13 protein-coding genes are annotated in these 15992 nt (G+C 42.1%); 9 read left to right on the top strand and 4 right to left on the bottom strand.

The genetic code is table 11. The annotated features are described in order from the left end of the window. Window positions 1-509: 509 nt before the first annotated feature. A complete protein-coding gene (locus tag M886_RS18785) occupies window positions 510-680 on the bottom strand; it encodes a hypothetical protein (protein WP_015411132.1) in 171 nt (56 codons plus the stop codon). Between the two features lie 285 nt (window positions 681-965). After that, window positions 966-1388: a nucleoside 2-deoxyribosyltransferase gene (locus M886_RS17075; RefSeq protein ID WP_011032431.1), complete on the bottom strand. Its 423-nt coding sequence runs from the start codon at window positions 1386-1388 to the stop codon at window positions 966-968. A gap of 233 nt (window positions 1389-1621) precedes the next feature. On the opposite strand from M886_RS17075, the gene M886_RS17070 reads away from it, so the two are divergent. From M886_RS17070 to M886_RS17040, 7 genes are all read left to right on the top strand, one after another. Next, window positions 1622-2110: a type IV pilin gene (locus tag M886_RS17070; protein WP_015411131.1), complete on the top strand. Its 489-nt coding sequence runs from the start codon at window positions 1622-1624 to the stop codon at window positions 2108-2110. A gap of 126 nt (window positions 2111-2236) precedes the next feature. Beyond that, complete coding sequence (argC, locus tag M886_RS17065) at window positions 2237-3250, top strand: N-acetyl-gamma-glutamyl-phosphate reductase (protein WP_048051575.1); 1014 nt, start codon at window positions 2237-2239, stop codon at window positions 3248-3250. A 73-nt stretch (window positions 3251-3323) separates the two neighbouring features. Then, on the top strand, window positions 3324-3788 hold the full coding sequence (locus M886_RS17060; protein WP_048051574.1) for a CBS domain-containing protein: 465 nt from the start codon (window positions 3324-3326) through the stop codon (window positions 3786-3788). A 17-nt stretch (window positions 3789-3805) separates the two neighbouring features. Further along, window positions 3806-4993 carry a bifunctional ornithine acetyltransferase/N-acetylglutamate synthase gene (gene argJ / locus M886_RS17055; RefSeq protein ID WP_048051573.1) on the top strand — a complete coding sequence of 396 codons (1188 nt, stop codon included), beginning with the start codon at window positions 3806-3808 and terminating at the stop codon, window positions 4991-4993. A gap of 341 nt (window positions 4994-5334) precedes the next feature. After that, window positions 5335-6810, top strand: coding sequence for an ADP-specific phosphofructokinase (gene pfkC / locus M886_RS17050; RefSeq protein WP_048051572.1), 1476 nt, complete (start codon window positions 5335-5337; stop codon window positions 6808-6810). A gap of 173 nt (window positions 6811-6983) precedes the next feature. Then, complete coding sequence (locus M886_RS17045; RefSeq protein ID WP_048051571.1) at window positions 6984-8543, top strand: ADP-dependent glucokinase/phosphofructokinase; 1560 nt, start codon at window positions 6984-6986, stop codon at window positions 8541-8543. Continuing rightward, on the top strand, window positions 8530-9378 hold the full coding sequence (locus M886_RS17040; RefSeq protein ID WP_048051570.1) for a DNA-3-methyladenine glycosylase family protein: 849 nt from the start codon (window positions 8530-8532) through the stop codon (window positions 9376-9378). Before M886_RS17045 ends, M886_RS17040 begins: the two co-directional genes overlap by 14 nt. A gap of 49 nt (window positions 9379-9427) precedes the next feature. On the opposite strand, the gene M886_RS17565 is transcribed toward M886_RS17040, so the two are convergent. Both M886_RS17565 and cca read right to left on the bottom strand, forming a co-directional pair. Continuing rightward, window positions 9428-11455, bottom strand: coding sequence for a HEAT repeat domain-containing protein (locus M886_RS17565; RefSeq protein WP_053228912.1), 2028 nt, complete (start codon window positions 11453-11455; stop codon window positions 9428-9430). Between the two features lie 161 nt (window positions 11456-11616). Next, window positions 11617-12981 (bottom strand): CCA tRNA nucleotidyltransferase, encoded by a 1365-nt coding sequence (cca, locus tag M886_RS17030; RefSeq protein ID WP_048051569.1) that lies wholly within the window; start codon window positions 12979-12981, stop codon window positions 11617-11619. A gap of 553 nt (window positions 12982-13534) precedes the next feature. Between cca and M886_RS17025 the strand changes: the two genes are divergently transcribed. Then, a complete protein-coding gene (locus M886_RS17025; RefSeq protein WP_048050816.1) occupies window positions 13535-14839 on the top strand; it encodes an ISNCY family transposase in 1305 nt (434 codons plus the stop codon). Between the two features lie 354 nt (window positions 14840-15193). Next, complete coding sequence (locus M886_RS17020) at window positions 15194-15925, top strand: queuosine precursor transporter (RefSeq protein WP_011032421.1); 732 nt, start codon at window positions 15194-15196, stop codon at window positions 15923-15925. Window positions 15926-15992 lie beyond the last annotated feature (67 nt).

Raw genomic sequence — 15992 nt, 5'->3', positions numbered from 1 at the left:
AAGCGATTTTTAATAAACCGAATTTCACATAAACCGAAGACAGTGTAACATAAGTTCTGTAAAATCACAAATCTCAAGAAGTTATTGAGTAGAAAATTCCACATCAGAAGATCAATTTCCCGATAATACACAAAAACTTGACTTCAAATTTACAGCAAATTCGCGACACTGCCTAAACCCGAATCTCAAATGAACTAAATTTCACATAAACCGAATCTCAAATGAACTGAATTTCAAATGAACCGAATCTCAAATAAATCTAATCTTATAACATAGCGGACACCAAAAGTATCCACTGCAAGATCATGAGGGCTCTAAAGTATTGGATGATAGAGGTTATCTCAAGGCTATTTAAAGACTTTAGACAAAAAATTAAGAAAAAAGGTAGTTATTTATAGAAAGAAAAATGTTTAAAAAATACCAGGCCGAAAGGGCTTCGGTCTGTAAAGGGGCTTTCACGAAAAACGGGTCCGAATCAAAAATAAAAAGTCGGAAAAAGTTTTTATATTTTAATCCATGGCTTCGATCTGGCGGATCAAGTCAGTGGCGTATCTTTCGGATAACTCCACATGTGGACCGCATGGTACGACTCTCACCAGCTTCCCATACCTGGATACGTACATGTCAGGCCCATGTGAAGTTTTTACTTTTGTAAAATTATATCCTTTAGCAAAGGTCATTGATTTAACCTCCACTTGTTATTATGTATGGCATTCCATATTAATATTTTTTTACCTAATAATCATTATGAATTATGGCTTCTGTGGATGAATCTGTTTTAGACTTCTTTCAATTCAGGTATAATAATATTTTCACTTATATAAAATAAGTTTTAAATATCTCTCAATATAAAAGTCATTTTTATAACTCAGTTAACAGGCTTCATCATTTAAAATTAAATCGCAATCATATCGGTGAAAAATAAGCTGTATACAGGTAAAAAAAGGTTCAGAGACGGTTATAGTTCACTGGTATTTTTCAATTATTTTGATGAGTTCTTCTTCGTCTCTGGCAAGGGCAACTATAGCCATCTCCAGCATCAGGTTAACTATCCCGTCCGAAAGCTCCCTGAAATCCGTCCTGAGCCCTATCACCGGCTTTCCTTTTGCATAGGCATAACCTGCCTCCCATGCTGTCCCGGCATCCACGTCTGCACCGTCAAGGACTGCAACAATAATGTCCGAGGCATCAATGCCTTCCACACATTTTAGAAATATGCATTCCTGGTTCTGCCTTTCGCGCTCCTGTGCCGCATCTTCTGCGTCTTCCTGGGGCAAAAAAACAGAAAAACCATTATTGAGCAACGTATCTCTTAATTTTCTGTTATATTCGAGTTCGGCATGCGTAAAGAGAGGGCCTGCAAGATAAACTAACTTTTTTTCGCTCAAATTCTTTCCTCCTGTTCCTCCGGAAGTCAGCACTCATAAGAATTTTATTGCAGGAAAAAAGGCTGGTAAAGGTAAAATACTTTACCTTATTATTCGGTTTCCTCAGAGGCATTTGCTTGATTGAAGCTGGTATTACCTGACCGGAATATTCTGGAATATCCTTATATATCTGGAAATTTAAACTTTACTGTCTTAATATTAATTATATGACTTTTCTCTTCCCGGGGGATATGATGGTAAAGAAATTTTCAGCCTTGAAGGGCTCAGATGAAAAGGGGCTTGCTCCTGTTATCGGGACGGCAGTTACAATAGTCATCGTGTTCATTCTTGCAGGACTGGTTTCCTCAGTCTTTTTTGAGGAGTACGGCAATCCATCCAATAAGATATCACCAACAGCAAAACTGCAGATCTATTTTACCGGGGACGAGAGTTCCCTTGAGTTCAAACATGAAGGCGGAGATCAGCTTTTTTTCGACAGTCCTTCGATATCGGTTATTATGGACATTAACGGCAGCTCGTATCCGCTAAATGACTCCGAACTGGGGGCTCTCGAAACCGGAGAAAAAGGAGTTCTTGCGTTGAATAAAAGCGAATTGCTGCCTTCAATGGAGCTGAAGCCAGGAGAATGGGTTTCGGTAAAGGTAGTTGATTATGATAGTGGCAGCATTATCGCAGAAAATGATCTTGAAGTTAAAAGACAGATGCTTATAGAGCCGGAATGAGCCCGGATCAAAACAGATCTTATGAGCCATTATCTGCGTGCCAGCAACCCCCAGATCCTTCTCTCTTGTTTTTTTCGATAACAAGCTTAATTATCTTGTATTGACATTACACTGGCAGTGAATACCATGATCAAGGCAGGAATTATAGGAGCTTCCGGATATACAGGAGGAGAACTCCTGCGCTTACTTGTAAGCCACCCCGATGTCAGTCTTGAACTGGCGACCTCCCGGAGTCTTGCAGGAAAACCCGTGGCAAGCACTCACAGGCACCTCGAAGGCTTTCTGGACCTGAAGTACGAAAACCCCGGGCTTGAAGAAATCAGGGAGCGCTGTGACGTAGTTTTTGTGGCTGTGCCCCACGGGACTGCTATGAACTATGTGCCTGAACTTCTTGACGGCAGCACAAAGGTAATCGACCTCAGCGCGGACTACAGGCTTGATATTCCGGTATTTGAAAAAATTTATGGAATAAAACACAGCGACCCGAGGAATGCAGTGTACGGGCTTGTAGAACTTCACCCTGAAGCAGCCAGAGAATATTTTGTGGCAAACCCGGGCTGTTTCCCTACAGGAGCGATTCTCTCAGCAGCCCCGCTTGCCGCAGCCGGGCTGATAGATATCGCGGTATTCGACTCCAAAACAGGGATTTCAGGGGCAGGAATTTCTCCAACTGAAACCTCGCATTACCCGAATCTTGCAGAAAATATTGTCCCGTATAAACTTACAGCCCACAGGCACAGGGCTGAGATCGTCCAGGAACTCACGAGGCTTGACGGAAATCTCCGGAACATCAGCTTCACTCCTCATGTAATCCCGACCATCAGAGGGATCTCTACAACTGCACACCTCTTTACAAAAGAGCCTCTTTCGACCGAAGATGTCAGGGGAATTTATGAGGAATTTTACAGGGATAAGCCTTTTGTCCGGCTCCCGGGAGGAGTCCCGTCCCTTACTGCGGTCAGGGGTTCTAACTTCTGTGATATTGGCTTTGAAGCAGATAAAGAGAATAACAGGGTTGTTGTACTCTCGGCAATCGATAATCTTGTCAAAGGCGCATCCGGGCAGGCTATCCAGAACATGAACCTTATGTTCGGGCTGGCTGAGACCTGCGGTCTCTGGACGCCTGCCACAGCTCCATAAACGTAGAGCAGGCGAGAATATATAACTGGTGACGGATAAAAATAAAGAATGGAATTTATTTTGGGGTAGTCCGATGAAAGTAAAAGATGTCATGAATCCTGATGTTGTATTCTGCAAGCCTGAAACTACAGTTCGGGAAGCTGCAAAGATCCTTAAGGAAAACAACATCAGTGGAGCTCCTGTCCTTGAGGACGGAAAGCTTGTAGGGATAGTAAGTGAGGCTGACCTTCTTGAGCTGCTGGTGATCCCGGAAAAAGGAAACCTCTGGCTCCCGAGCCCTTTTGAAATAATAGAGGTGCCCATAAGGGAACTCCTGAGCTGGGAGGAAACCAAAAAGATGCTTTCTGATGTTGGTTCTACAAAGCTGGAAGAGATGATGACAAAGAATGTGCACACAATCTCTTCCGAGGCATCCGTTGAAGAAGCCTCAGAACTTATGGTCAGGCACAGGATCAACAGGCTTCCTGTGATTGAAAATGGTTATGTTGTCGGAATTGTCACGCGCGGAGACATTATAGAAGGACTTGCAAAACTTTGAGTCTAAGGAGAGTTTTCATGAAGCAAATAGAGGGCGGAATTTGTGCAGTAAGGGGCGTATCTGCATACGGGATAAAACCCGGAAAAATGGGGATAGCTGTTATCCTTGCGGAAGGCCCTGCGGCAGGTGTTTTTACAAGGAATAAGGTGGTTGCGGCTCCTGTTACACTCAGCAGGGAACGGATTGAAACCGAACACAGGCTGTCTGCTGTGATTGCAAACAGTGGAAACGCCAATGCTTTTACTGGTGATGACGGTTTTCTGGACGCTATGGAAATGGCTTCTATGGTCGCTGAAAAGCTAGGCATGAACCCTGATAACGTTGCCGTTGCCTCGACAGGAGTAATCGGCAGGAGGCTTGATGTCTCCTTTATAAAAGAACACCTTCCTGAAGTCCTTGAAGGGCTGGGCAGTTCTCCCGAATGCAGCCGTGCAGCAGCAAAGGCTATCATGACCACGGACAGAGCCCTTAAAGAATCTGCTGTGGAACTTGACTGCGGGGTAAGGATAGGGGCAATTGCAAAAGGCTCCGGCATGATAGAACCGAATATGGGAACCATGCTCTGCTTTGCATATACCGATGCAAAGGTGCCTGCCGATGTTCTGGATGCGGCTCTGAAGATAGCTGTCGACAAAACCTTCAACATGGTTGTCGTGGACGGGGACACGAGCACGAATGATATGGTGCTTTTTACCTCCACCTGTAAGTCCGGAGTCAAGCCCTGCCTGGATTGCCTTGACGACTTTGAGGAAGGGCTTGTTTGTGTGTTTACCGACCTTGCAAAGAAAATGGCTAAAGACGGGGAAGGTGCGACCAAACTTATAGAAGCCAGAGTTACAGGGGCAAAAAAATACGAAGATGCCAGACTTGTTGCAAAAACCATTGTCCGCTCTCCTCTGGTGAAGTCTGCCATTTTCGGAAAAGACCCTAACTGGGGCAGGGTTGTAGCTGCAGCAGGGTATTCGGGTGCCGAGCTTGAGCAGGAAAGGCTCACTCTATCTTTCTCAGGAGGAGGAGAGGAGGTCGAACTTGTAAAAGCCGGGGAAATATCAACGGCTTCGGATCTTTCCCTCCTGAAGAAAATAATGGCAAACGATGAGATTATCATTAACCTTGACCTTGCAATGGGAGAAGAATCCGCAACTGCATGGGGCTGCGACCTGACTTACGATTATGTCAGGATCAATGCCGAATACACAACCTGAACCGAAAAAGAACGGTATTGTGTACGGGTATAGGGCACGGGTGTTGGGTGCACAGGGTAAACCCTGGCATATGCAGTTTTATGTGCCTGTTATGCCTGAATTTTATTTCTGATGCCTGCTATGGGTCTGGAAGCCGGCATCAGGTCAGACTGGACTGCCCTCAGACTCCCAATCTACACAATGTTAAATAAAATAACGTAGAATGGGAAATAGAGTAAATACAGCAGATAACTCCTGTATTCAAAACCAGGGATTTATCCTGGTTTATTTATTTCATTATTCCAGAATAATATGTTTCTTGATTCTGGATACTTTATTTTATTCCCAGGGGGTTTACTGACGTGGACATGGAAGAATGGGAACAGCGCCATAAAGAAGCATTTTACGATGCTAAAGAAGCCCTTCCTTATCTGGACGGGATGTTTGTAGCTTACAACAGCAATATTGATGCTATCAGGCACCTGGATGAAGAAGCCCTGACAAAGCTTATCGGGTTTTTCGATGAGGCTGAAATTCAGGAAAGGGTTGCGGTATACCCGAGAGAAATTGCCGATCCGTTGGATTTCATCGCCCGCCTGCTCATAGCTATGAGGGAAGGGAAAGCCGCAGAAGTGCCCACATATACCGAAGAAATCCATACGTGGCTGAAAGAACACCTTGGTTTCGACTATGCCAGAATGGGAGGCCAGGCAGGAATTATTTCAAACCTTCTTGCCCGGTTAGACCTGAAAAAGGTTGTGGCTTATATTCCCTGGCTTTCCGCAGAGCAGGCAGAATACTTTGAAGATAACGGCAACATCCTTCACCCTAAAGTAGAAAATGGAAAAGTCGTCCTCAAGCCTCCTGCAGAGGCTTTCAATCCCGGGATGGGGTCAAAGGTCAACTGGATATTTGAGTTTTCCAAAGACCTCAAAGTGTCCTGCGCAGGGAGCACTTTCAAAGTGCCCAGGGACAACCGCCTGATTATCTCTTCCCGCCCCAAATGGATCCGCCTTGATATGGACAGAGCGATATATGACCAGCTTGAGACCATCTTTCCGGTTGACGGGGCAATGCTTTCCGGTTATCAGATGATAAAAGAAGAATATGAGGACGGGTCTACCTACAAAGATTATGTTGAGCATTCCTTAGAAGTCATTAATAAGCTGAAGTCATTGAACCCCGACCTCCGTATCCATGTGGAGCTCACTTCTATCCAGAACCGGGTTATAAGAAAGGCTATCCTTACAGAAATTGTTGCAAGACATGTCCATTCTCTCGGGCTTGACACTGTGGAAGTTGCAAATGCCCTTAATGTGCTCGGATATGAAGAGCTTTCATATTCCGTGATCCGGAAGGGAGAAAACGGAATTATGTCCCTTTACCAGGGGGCTGTCCAGTTAATGAAGGATCTTAAACTTGAAAGGGTACATGTTCACTCTCTTGGCTTCTATATCTGTATCCTGGCAAAAGGCCATCCTCTAACCCTGAAAGAACACAGGGATGCCCTGCTCTTCTCTTCTGTCCTCGCAGCTGCCCGGGCTCTTCACGGAAAAATCGAAGACCTTGATGAAGCCGAAACCGGCCTGGACGTGCCTGTCTCAGCCCAGGGCCTGGAAGATCTGGAGACCTTCAAGCTTTACTGTACGGGAAGAAAACTATGCAGCTCGGATGAATTTGAATACGGGTACATATACGGGTCAGATCATGACGCTATCCTCATACCATCCAAAGTGGTGGACAGGCCAAAAGCAACGGTAGGGATAGGAGATACCATTTCTGCAGGGGCTTTTGCAGCCATGCTTGCAAGGATGAAACAGATAAACTCAGGGAAATAAGTTTTGTTATAAATTTCCAGAAATTTCTGAGAAGAGACTTTTCTGGAACTATTTTCAGGATAGGTTTTCCAGGATAGATTCTTATCTTCCACGCTTTATAACGGATTAAATGATTCCCAGCATGGAAACCTGAAAAAGGCTCCCTCTCCGTTTAATTTGCAGGAACAGGTCAGATGAAAATACTTTGTGGCTATAATGTTAATATAGACTCCGTATACAGGATAAACAGAGCTGAAATCTCGGAACTGCTGAAGTCGTTTGAAAAGGCTCAAATTCTTGAAAAAATGGAGAACCCTCCCGGAAAAATCCTTTCAGAGTCTGATTTCGTGGCAGGGCTAGTTTACTGTATGAAAAATGGTTGTGGAGCCGAATGGCTTGTTTTTGAACAGGGAGTCTTTGCGTTTTTGAAGAACCGTTATCTTGAAAAGTCCATTGTAAGAATGGGCGGAAATGCAGGGATTATGGCAAACGTCCTTTCCGAGATGGGGGCTTCGAAAGTCGTCCCGAATGTTGCTGTCCCCTCGGAAACCCAGCTCTCTTTATTCTCAAAAAAAGCAGTCTATTTTCCGGGCACTCCTCTTCAGGCAGATAAAGAGCCGGGAAAAGTAAACCCTGAAGACGAATCTATAAAAAATACTCAGGAATCTGAAGATGCACATAAATCTGAAGATGCACATAAATCTGAAGATGCACATAAATCTGAAGATGCACATAATTCACGGACAGGCAGCACAGGTACTTCCAGAACCCAGGACCCTATCCATTTCGTTTTTGATTTTTCAGAAGGCGAAACTTTTTCCCTTTATGGAAAAGAAATCCGGGTCCCCAGGGAAAACCGCTTTATTGCGACCTGCGACCACCTGAACTTCAGGCTCTTTACCAGCACTGCTTTTGAGAATTATGCCCTGGACAATGCAGGAGAAATGGACGGGGCACTCATATCAGGCTTCCATCTCCTTCTTGATACCTATCCTGACGGCAGCACTTACGGAGAATATCTTGAAAATTCTTTTTCCAGGCTTAAAACCTGGAAATCAAAAAATGAAAATCTCAGGATTCATGTGGAACTGGGACATTTCGCAAGCAGGGATATAGCAAACTCTGTATTTTTAAAATCTGCCGCAATTTCGGACAGCATCGGAATGAACGAAGACGAGCTTGCAATCTTTAATCACCTGCACGGAATACCTGCTGAAGGTCTTTTGCGCATGGAAGCCGAGTCCATAGGAAAGGCAGCCTGTAAACTTGCTTCTATGAACGGGCTTGAGAGACTCTTTATTCATACAAGGGAGTTTGTTCTGGCCGTATCAGGGCCGGATTCCGGAAATCCTGACAGTTCGGGAATTTCAGAAAAATGGGATGAAATAAAATGGAAAGACAGAGAAAGTCCAGCCCTGCTGAAGGAAGCCGGGAAAATAATCGAAGCCATGAACTTTGGACAGAAGTGTGCAGGAGCATATGCCGCTTCAGGGAAGCTCGAAGGGCGGGGATTTATGGAAAAAGAGGCTTTGAAACTTCAGGAAAGCGAGATTGGAATAAAGCAGTTGCAGCTTTTCCTGAAAGCCTTCGGAGGAGCTGCCTGCGGACGGGGAGCATATGCTTTAATGGAAGGCTGCATGCTCTGTATTCTCCCCACTCTGCTCTGCAAATCCCCGATAACTACGGTTGGGCTCGGGGACACGCTAACTGCGGGAACTTTTTTGAGGGGGCTTGAGCTGGATGTACAGACTTGATCCCAATTTTTTCAACCTTGATTATACCCTGGACTGCGGCCAGGTCTTCCGCTGGGAAAAGAATGGAGACTGGTGGACAGGGGTTGTAGGGAACAATGTTATCCGTCTTTCCCAGGAGGAAGACAGCCGGGAACTGCTAATAGACTCCAAACTCCCTCCCGAATTTTTCTCCCGTTATTTTCGCCTTGACGACGACCTCCCTTTAATTTACGAGAGCATCAACAGGGACCTTCTGATAGACAGGGCAATAAAAAGATATAAGGGCCTGCGCCTGATCCGTCAGGATCCCTGGGAATGCCTGATTTCTTACATGCTTGCCACGGCTTCGAGCATCCCGACAATTCAGAAAAGGATCTACCTGTTGAGCCAGATTTTCGGACAGGAGCTCGAAGACGGATATTTCAGCTTTCCGGACCCTGAAACTCTTGCAAACGCTGACATGTCCATGCTTGACCTCTGTAAGCTGGGCTTCAGGGCAGACCGCATAAAAATGGCAGCAGAGGAAGTCTGCTCAGAAGAACTGGACTTTGATGCACTCTTCCGCCTTGAATACAAATACGCCAGGGAACGTCTTATGAGGCTCCGCGGCATAGGAGAAAAAGTTGCGGACTGTGTCCTCCTCTTCGCTTTTGAGAAAATGGAATCTTTCCCTGTAGATACCCACGTCAGGCAGATCATCCAGCATTACCATATCGATGACAGATACTTTGAAACCTGCACAAACCTGAGCTGTATGGGAGACTGGGGGCGGGAATACTTCGGACACTACTGCGGGTATGCCCAGGAGTACCTTTATTATCAGAAAAGGGTTGAGGGATTTGTTCCGCTATATTAAAACCTGCTTTTGATTATGGTTTCTAGGATTTCAAATTAAAACTAAGGATTCAGGTTAACTTTTCAAGGATATCATCTTCATCATGCAGAAGCAAATAACCATTGACTTTGTTAGCTAATCTTTTTGGTAGTTTGGATAATTTGTCTATTGTTTTCCCCCTTATTTGTTTCAGATCTTCTTGCAATTCTGAATACGAAATTTCTTGTAAAGGAATAACGATAGAATGCTGAAATCCAGAACCAGCAAGTTGGAAACCAGTTGAAATTACTATCTCTTCACTGATGCCAGGTCTTGAAATAATTATGAGTTCCTCAACTTTTTTATTGATAGAACTCAGACTTGCATCAATTCTGCTTACACAAGTAATCATATCCAGTTGATAAGAAAATTTGCTTAAAATATCATTAATAAGAGGAATTTTATCTTCAATTGAGTGTTCTTCATGTATGGTTTTGAGTAACTCACAAGCTTCATCTTTTTGACCTTCAGGCAATTTAGAACACATTGAACTGAGTTTATTTTCTAAATTTTGAACCTGTTTTTTAAAACCTACCAGATCACGAACCTGTAAAAGAGATAAACTTCCTTCATTTAAGTCGTAACCTAATTTTTCAAATGGAGTTCCTTTTGTCTGCTTACGAATTACTTCTGTTTTCTTTTGAATCTCTTCGAGAAGCTCTTTTAGATTTCTGTCTAGGATAGGCAGACCTCTTTTCAACGTAGCTGTTGCAAAAGGTGCTGTTTTTTCGGTTTCTCTCATGAGTTCTGCTGCACGATCACAGTATTTTCTATAAAAGTTGAGCTCGCATTTTTTTGTCTCTAAATCTATACTCCCCAGATTCTGGACTTCTTTTAAGGCATTTGCAAGGTTTTCAACAGCTTCAAAGAGTAATTCTTTGCTTTTTGAATTTTCAATTGCTTCTCTCGCTTCTGCAAGATATTTGTTCACTTCCTCATTTGCGTCCTGTTTCTTGAAAATTATTGTATAGAAAGAACGGTAAAAAGGAAGACAAAATTGAGAAATACTTAAGGAAGACCCCCTCTCTGATGCGTTTTCAAAAAACTCTATAGCGCTTTCAAGTTTCTTTCTGTAGTTCTCTTCGGTTTGTGCTTGGGAAGCCTTCAATATAGATATTTTTCCAAGAGAGTGATTTGCATAGGATCGCACTATCCAATCTTCGTCAGTGGTCAATCTACACAAGTTTTCAAATGCCCGTTCTTTATCTGTAATACAAGCGAAAGCAGAACCAAGAGCAAGAGCTGCACCACATCTGACATTACTGTCATCATTAGTCAATCTACATAGGTCACTCCATGCTTGTTGTTTCTCGAACACATAAAAGAAAGCAGAACCAAAGGCAAGGGCTGCTTCCCATCTTACGTCACTGTCATCGTCAGTCGTAAGTCTATGCAAATCTTTCCACGCCTCTTCTTTAGGCATATGAGAAAATGAAGAGCCAAAAGACTTTGCTGCATTCCTTCTCACGGAACTGTCTTGGTCACTGGTCAGTCTATGTAAGTCTTCCCATGCTTGCTGTTTATCGAGTAATTGAGAAAAAGTAAAACTAAGAATATTCGCTGCCCATCCTCTAACAGAACTGTCTTTATCGTTCGTCAGTCTATGCAAATCTTTCCAAGCCTGTTGTTGATCTGGCACTTCAGAAAATGAATGGCGAAGAGCAGCGATTGCCCCCATTCTTACATTCACGTCCTCATCACTGAGCAGTCTATGTAAGTCATTCCATGCTTGTTGCCTATTGGGCAACTGAGAAAACGAGGAGATAAAAACAACGATAGCTCCCATTCTCATATCCCTGTCTTTATCGTTCGTCAGTCTATGCAAGTCTTCCCATGCTTTTTCTTTATCTGGTACATGAGGAAAAACAGAATATAGGGACTTTGCTGCACTCCTTCTCACGGAACTGTCTTGATCAATGGTTAGTCTAATTAAATCATTCCATGCCTGCTGTTTATTTGGAAATAATAGGAAGTTGAGTCTTAATTGATCTAATACCTTGAGACGCTCCTCTGGATCATTACTAAGACATTGAGTACGAATCTCCTCTTGATCAATCAACTGCCCAACACCATAAGTTCCGATAAAACTTAAAGCTTAAAACGATTTCTTTTTAGAATTAGGATTAACGAAAAAGGGCTGATAAAAAGGATTTGTGCGGAAAAATTCCGCTTTATATAAAAAACCGAATCTTGAGGGGCTACTTATGCTTAATGGTAAATTTACACCCATTTCCTCAAAAAAACCCTGAAATCCTGATCTTTCAGCCTGCAAATCTCTGCATCTTCAAGAAGCTCAAAGCCTTTATTCACGCTCTGATAAACCTGTTTTCCCAGGGAGCAGTTTAGAAGCTGTTCTTCAAGGAGCCCTTTTGCAGTTGTATATTTTCGCTGGACTTCATAGACGTACTTCCCGTTTTCGATATATCCTCCGAAAACATTTTCAGCTCCTTCATACTTGTCTTTGAACTTCTCAGCATGCTCCCTGACCCATACCGGAGGACCAATTCTTTTTTTGACGTTGGGGAGGGTGCCTGAGATTAATTCGAGCATAACTACGGTTTCGGGTTTCCCTGACCAGACGCCGGTTTTGATCACTGAAAAATCAAACTCGCTCGCGAGAGATGCTGCAGCCTGTTCCATTTTATACAGTTGCGGGTAGAGTACGTCGTCCACCACATCAGGCGTCTCGAAGACGATTGCAAGCTGTGAAGTTTTCCGGTTTTCCAGCTTTTCAAGAAACTCTTTATCCCCCATGGGCAGGGGGGTTTCAGGGAAAAAGAATTTGATTTCCGGGCTTTTCAGAAACTCCCTGCAGTGGTCTATAAACATGCAGAATTTGTCAAGGGAGAGGGCTGCTGCAACATTCCGCTTTGGGTCGGTCGGATCCACCATTACCAGGGGTTCGCTGTGCTCCATTTCCGAGTGCTGCATAATATCTATTTTCTTGCCGGGCTTCCAGGAAGAGGCTGCTTTAACGGTTTTTTCGAAAGAGCCGTAATAAATGATAAGGAGCTCGGTCAGGTAGCCTGAAAAGCCCTGTGTTTTCAGTTCCGAGCCGTAGACTCTGCCCCCGCGCATAAACTGCTTCATGAGAAGGACATCATCTTCCCTGCCTTTTATGCGGGATTTTATGAATTCATTATGGAAAGGTGTCCTGTCGACTGCGGATTTTAGCTGGCATGCAGAACAGACCCGGAAGCAAGGGACAAGGTCCACATCAAAGCCTTTGTAGACGATATTCAGGTAAGGGTGTTCAGCATGGCGGTCTTCGGCATATTCCGCGTGTTTTGCAACTTCCCTGGCAATTCCCATTCCTCTTATTTCCAGGTCTTTTCTGGAAGTTTCTTCGGGAAAGCTGATAAAAACATCAATATCGTGAGTTCCTGAGAGCCAGGTGCCTCTTGCAGCAGAACCCACCATCTTCACAAAAATATCAGGCACGCAAAGTTTCTCTGCTGCTGCTTTTACTTCTGCGGCAAGCTCATCCTGAACAGCCATGAGTTCTTTCCTTTCGGCTTCCGTGGGTTTAATCTTTTCAAGGACGGCAAGCTTCAGGTCTTCTGAAATACTGGTATCTGTATCCATGCCGGGACGGCTCCATACGTTATTAATCGTTTATGACAGTAAATTATTGAATATGCAATTTATTCTCGAATCTGCAGTGATTCTTAATTTTATAATGATTCTTAACTGGTACTGACTTTCTGGTTACCTGCTGGTAAATTCAGTTAATTAGTTCGTGGTTTTACTGGACTTGTAATTTCAAAGGTCAGAAACCTTCTCTTTTAACTTATATTTTGTGGATCTTTATATAGAATATAGAATATAAAATTTTGAAATACTGGTTATTTCCCGGATTGTAAGGCTGGAAAATTTTCTTTCATCCGGGCATTTACACGTTTCTGTTCCTATGTCGCTGGATGCTCTTTGAGGAGTCCTGGGATAAGAATAGAGTGTGAACTTTAAATAAAATGAACTGCATTTCTATTCCCCGAATCCGGCAGTTTTGCTGGTTTGCCTTACCTTTAATTCAAGCTTAATTCAGACTCAGTTCCAAAATCTAGTGATAAAAGTAAGTATAACATCACTACACAAAATTATAATTCTATAATTATGTAATGATGTTACGGCACAAACAATGGTAACTATAAACCTTACTCTTAATAACTTTTCGGAGCTCCCTGCTCTTTTAGACGTTTTTGGTTGTTTTGGAAACGATTATGAATATACTACACGAGGAATTTTTCGTAGAAAAATTCCTCCAATCTGTTCTATTTGTAGTACTCCAATGGTTCATAATGGCTATAATCCCCATACCAAACAAGGTCTTGGAGAAATCATCATTGGTCGATATAAATGCTCAAATTGTGGTAGTACACACGAAGAAGATCATAGTTTTTGGGAAGATTTGAAGACTTTACTTTTTGATTCATTCAATAATTTCTTCAAGTTACTCAGATACCATAACGTTTCATACGATGGAATTTCTGATGTAATGGGTTTCATTTTTCCAAGATCAAAAAGCACTGTCTTAAGAGCATTCTACAATGGAATGGAAAAGGAAACTGTTCCATATTCAGAAAATATACATATGGTGCATTATGACGAACAGCATCCAAAAGAAGGACGATGTCAGAAATACCGTTTAACCTTACTGGACGCAAAAACTCAAACAACAATAGCAGATGACCTTTTTGATGATAAGAGTCCAGAAACAATCAAGGAATTTCTACGGAAAAATCTTGATGCATCAGAACCTGTATTTATCGTTACGGATTTTGATAAGAGATATCCTGATATATTAAAGGAAATTTTTGGAGATAAGTTAGTTCATCAATATTGTTTGATGCACTTAAACAAGCTTATAGTTAGTGATTTCCCAAAGAATACAACGATTGAACAGGAACTATTGAAGTACAGGTTATTGAATATATTTTACAATCGAGAGAATGAAATTAAATTTTTGGAAGAACTTCAATCTGAAGAACTCAACGTAATTAATAATGAAGAAAAACATCAAGAATGGAGTAAAAAAGCAAAAAAGGAATTTAACCAATTTAGACGTAAATTAAAGCTTGAAAGAAGACGAAAAAAGGAAAATCTTCCACTTAATAGTCTTGAAAAAGCAAGAGATAACTTCGATAAATTAATGGAAAATATAAGAACATACGATCAAACGATTCAAAAACGATTATGGATGATCAATAAACACTGGTTAAATCTTACTTTGTTCCATTATCTTCCAGGAGCGCCAGCGACAAATAACCCTATAGAAAGCTATTATTCTAAAAGTCTAAAAACTGATAACAAGAAGCAGTTCAGGACTGATAAAGGAATTGGGAACCAGATTAAACTTACTCAAATGAGAAGATTAAATTTGCTCAAGAAACCACAAAAGTCATTTCTGGAATTGTTCAGATTATTTAATCCATTTAAGCTTTAGTAATCTAGTTTGAGAGAGGAGTTAAGGATTATGTAGCGGAGCGTATCGATTTTAGGCAAAAAATAAAGTGAAAAGTTAAAGGAATAAAAGAATTCTTTGGCATTCATGCCAAAGAAATTGTTTCTCAAGGAATATTACAGTTTATTTGGGCAGTTAGCAGAGAAAAGTGAAGATTTAAGGAAGAAAAAAATGAGAAATCACTAAATTATGAAATTGTGTCTTAATTCAATTAATTTTATTTTAATTTCGGCTTGATTTCAGTTTAACTGCAGCTTATATCAAATTGCCTTACTTTAACTCCTATCTGCCACCTCATAAGTTTCCCATTCCCTATAAATCCGGTTGTGAAAAAATATGCTTGTCTGGCTTTACTGGATCATCACTCTAACAATTGCTACCTATGCATCCGTGTATATTATTAAAAAAATGCCTGAGAATGGATTTGCAGCCCTCACCGCTTTCTATGTAGTTTACCTCGCAGCTTCGCAGGTACTTGCTACACGCATTATCGTGTTTGACCTTGGCTTCTATTCCTTTTTCGCGCCCGCAGCGGTTTTCATTTATCCTTTTATTGCCCAGGTCGTGGATATGATTAACGAAGTCTACGGGGAGAAAAGGACGCATATATCCATCCTTATCGCTTTTGCTACCCAGGTACTTTTTGTACTCTTCATAGGCATGGTTACAAACCTCAGTCCTGCACCTTTCTTTGAACTTGAAGATGCCTGGAAGAGTCTCTTCGGGCTGAGTATCAGGATTACCATTGCAAGCTGGGTTTCTTTTCTGGTCTGCTCGAACCTTGATGCCTGGATCTTTGCATCCCTTAAAAAGCGTTTTTCGGAAAAAGAAAAGAACTTCAAGCATGACACCATGATAAACCCTTATATCTGGCTACGTTCAGGGGCTAGCGACTTTGTTAACCTTACTCTGGACTCTGTGATATTTGTCTTTATTGCTTATTATGGAGTTATGCCTGTGCTTCCTCTGATTATAGGGCAGCTCATCAGCAAAAATGTTATAGGTTTTCTGGATAACCCGTGGTTTGTGTTCTACAAAAAATTGCTTAATAAAAATACAAATGGTTAAACACGCAAATTGTTGAAAAATATAACGGATAAAAATACCAACTCTTTAACACATACGGATACTTGAA

Origin of the sequence: Methanosarcina soligelidi, assembly GCF_000744315.1 — an archaeon.
GTDB classification, from domain to species: Archaea; Halobacteriota; Methanosarcinia; order Methanosarcinales; family Methanosarcinaceae; genus Methanosarcina; species Methanosarcina mazei.
Note: the sequence above shows the minus strand (reverse complement) of the source record. Positions and strands in the feature narration are given on the sequence as shown.

What these genes read in the sequence shown, in the direction of transcription:
- M886_RS17045 (WP_048051571.1), top strand. Translation starts at nt 6,984, where the DNA reads ATGAAAATACTTTGTGGCTATAATGTTAATATAGACTCCGTATACAGG.
- cca (WP_048051569.1), bottom strand. Translation starts at nt 12,981, where the DNA reads ATGGATACAGATACCAGTATTTCAGAAGACCTGAAGCTTGCCGTCCTT.
- M886_RS18785 (WP_015411132.1), bottom strand. Translation starts at nt 680, where the DNA reads ATGACCTTTGCTAAAGGATATAATTTTACAAAAGTAAAAACTTCACAT.
- argJ (WP_048051573.1), top strand. Translation starts at nt 3,806, where the DNA reads ATGAAGCAAATAGAGGGCGGAATTTGTGCAGTAAGGGGCGTATCTGCA.
- M886_RS17070 (WP_015411131.1), top strand. Translation starts at nt 1,622, where the DNA reads ATGGTAAAGAAATTTTCAGCCTTGAAGGGCTCAGATGAAAAGGGGCTT.
- M886_RS17040 (WP_048051570.1), top strand. Translation starts at nt 8,530, where the DNA reads ATGTACAGACTTGATCCCAATTTTTTCAACCTTGATTATACCCTGGAC.
- argC (WP_048051575.1), top strand. Translation starts at nt 2,237, where the DNA reads ATGATCAAGGCAGGAATTATAGGAGCTTCCGGATATACAGGAGGAGAA.
- M886_RS17060 (WP_048051574.1), top strand. Translation starts at nt 3,324, where the DNA reads ATGAAAGTAAAAGATGTCATGAATCCTGATGTTGTATTCTGCAAGCCT.
- M886_RS17025 (WP_048050816.1), top strand. Translation starts at nt 13,535, where the DNA reads ATGGTAACTATAAACCTTACTCTTAATAACTTTTCGGAGCTCCCTGCT.
- M886_RS17020 (WP_011032421.1), top strand. Translation starts at nt 15,194, where the DNA reads ATGCTTGTCTGGCTTTACTGGATCATCACTCTAACAATTGCTACCTAT.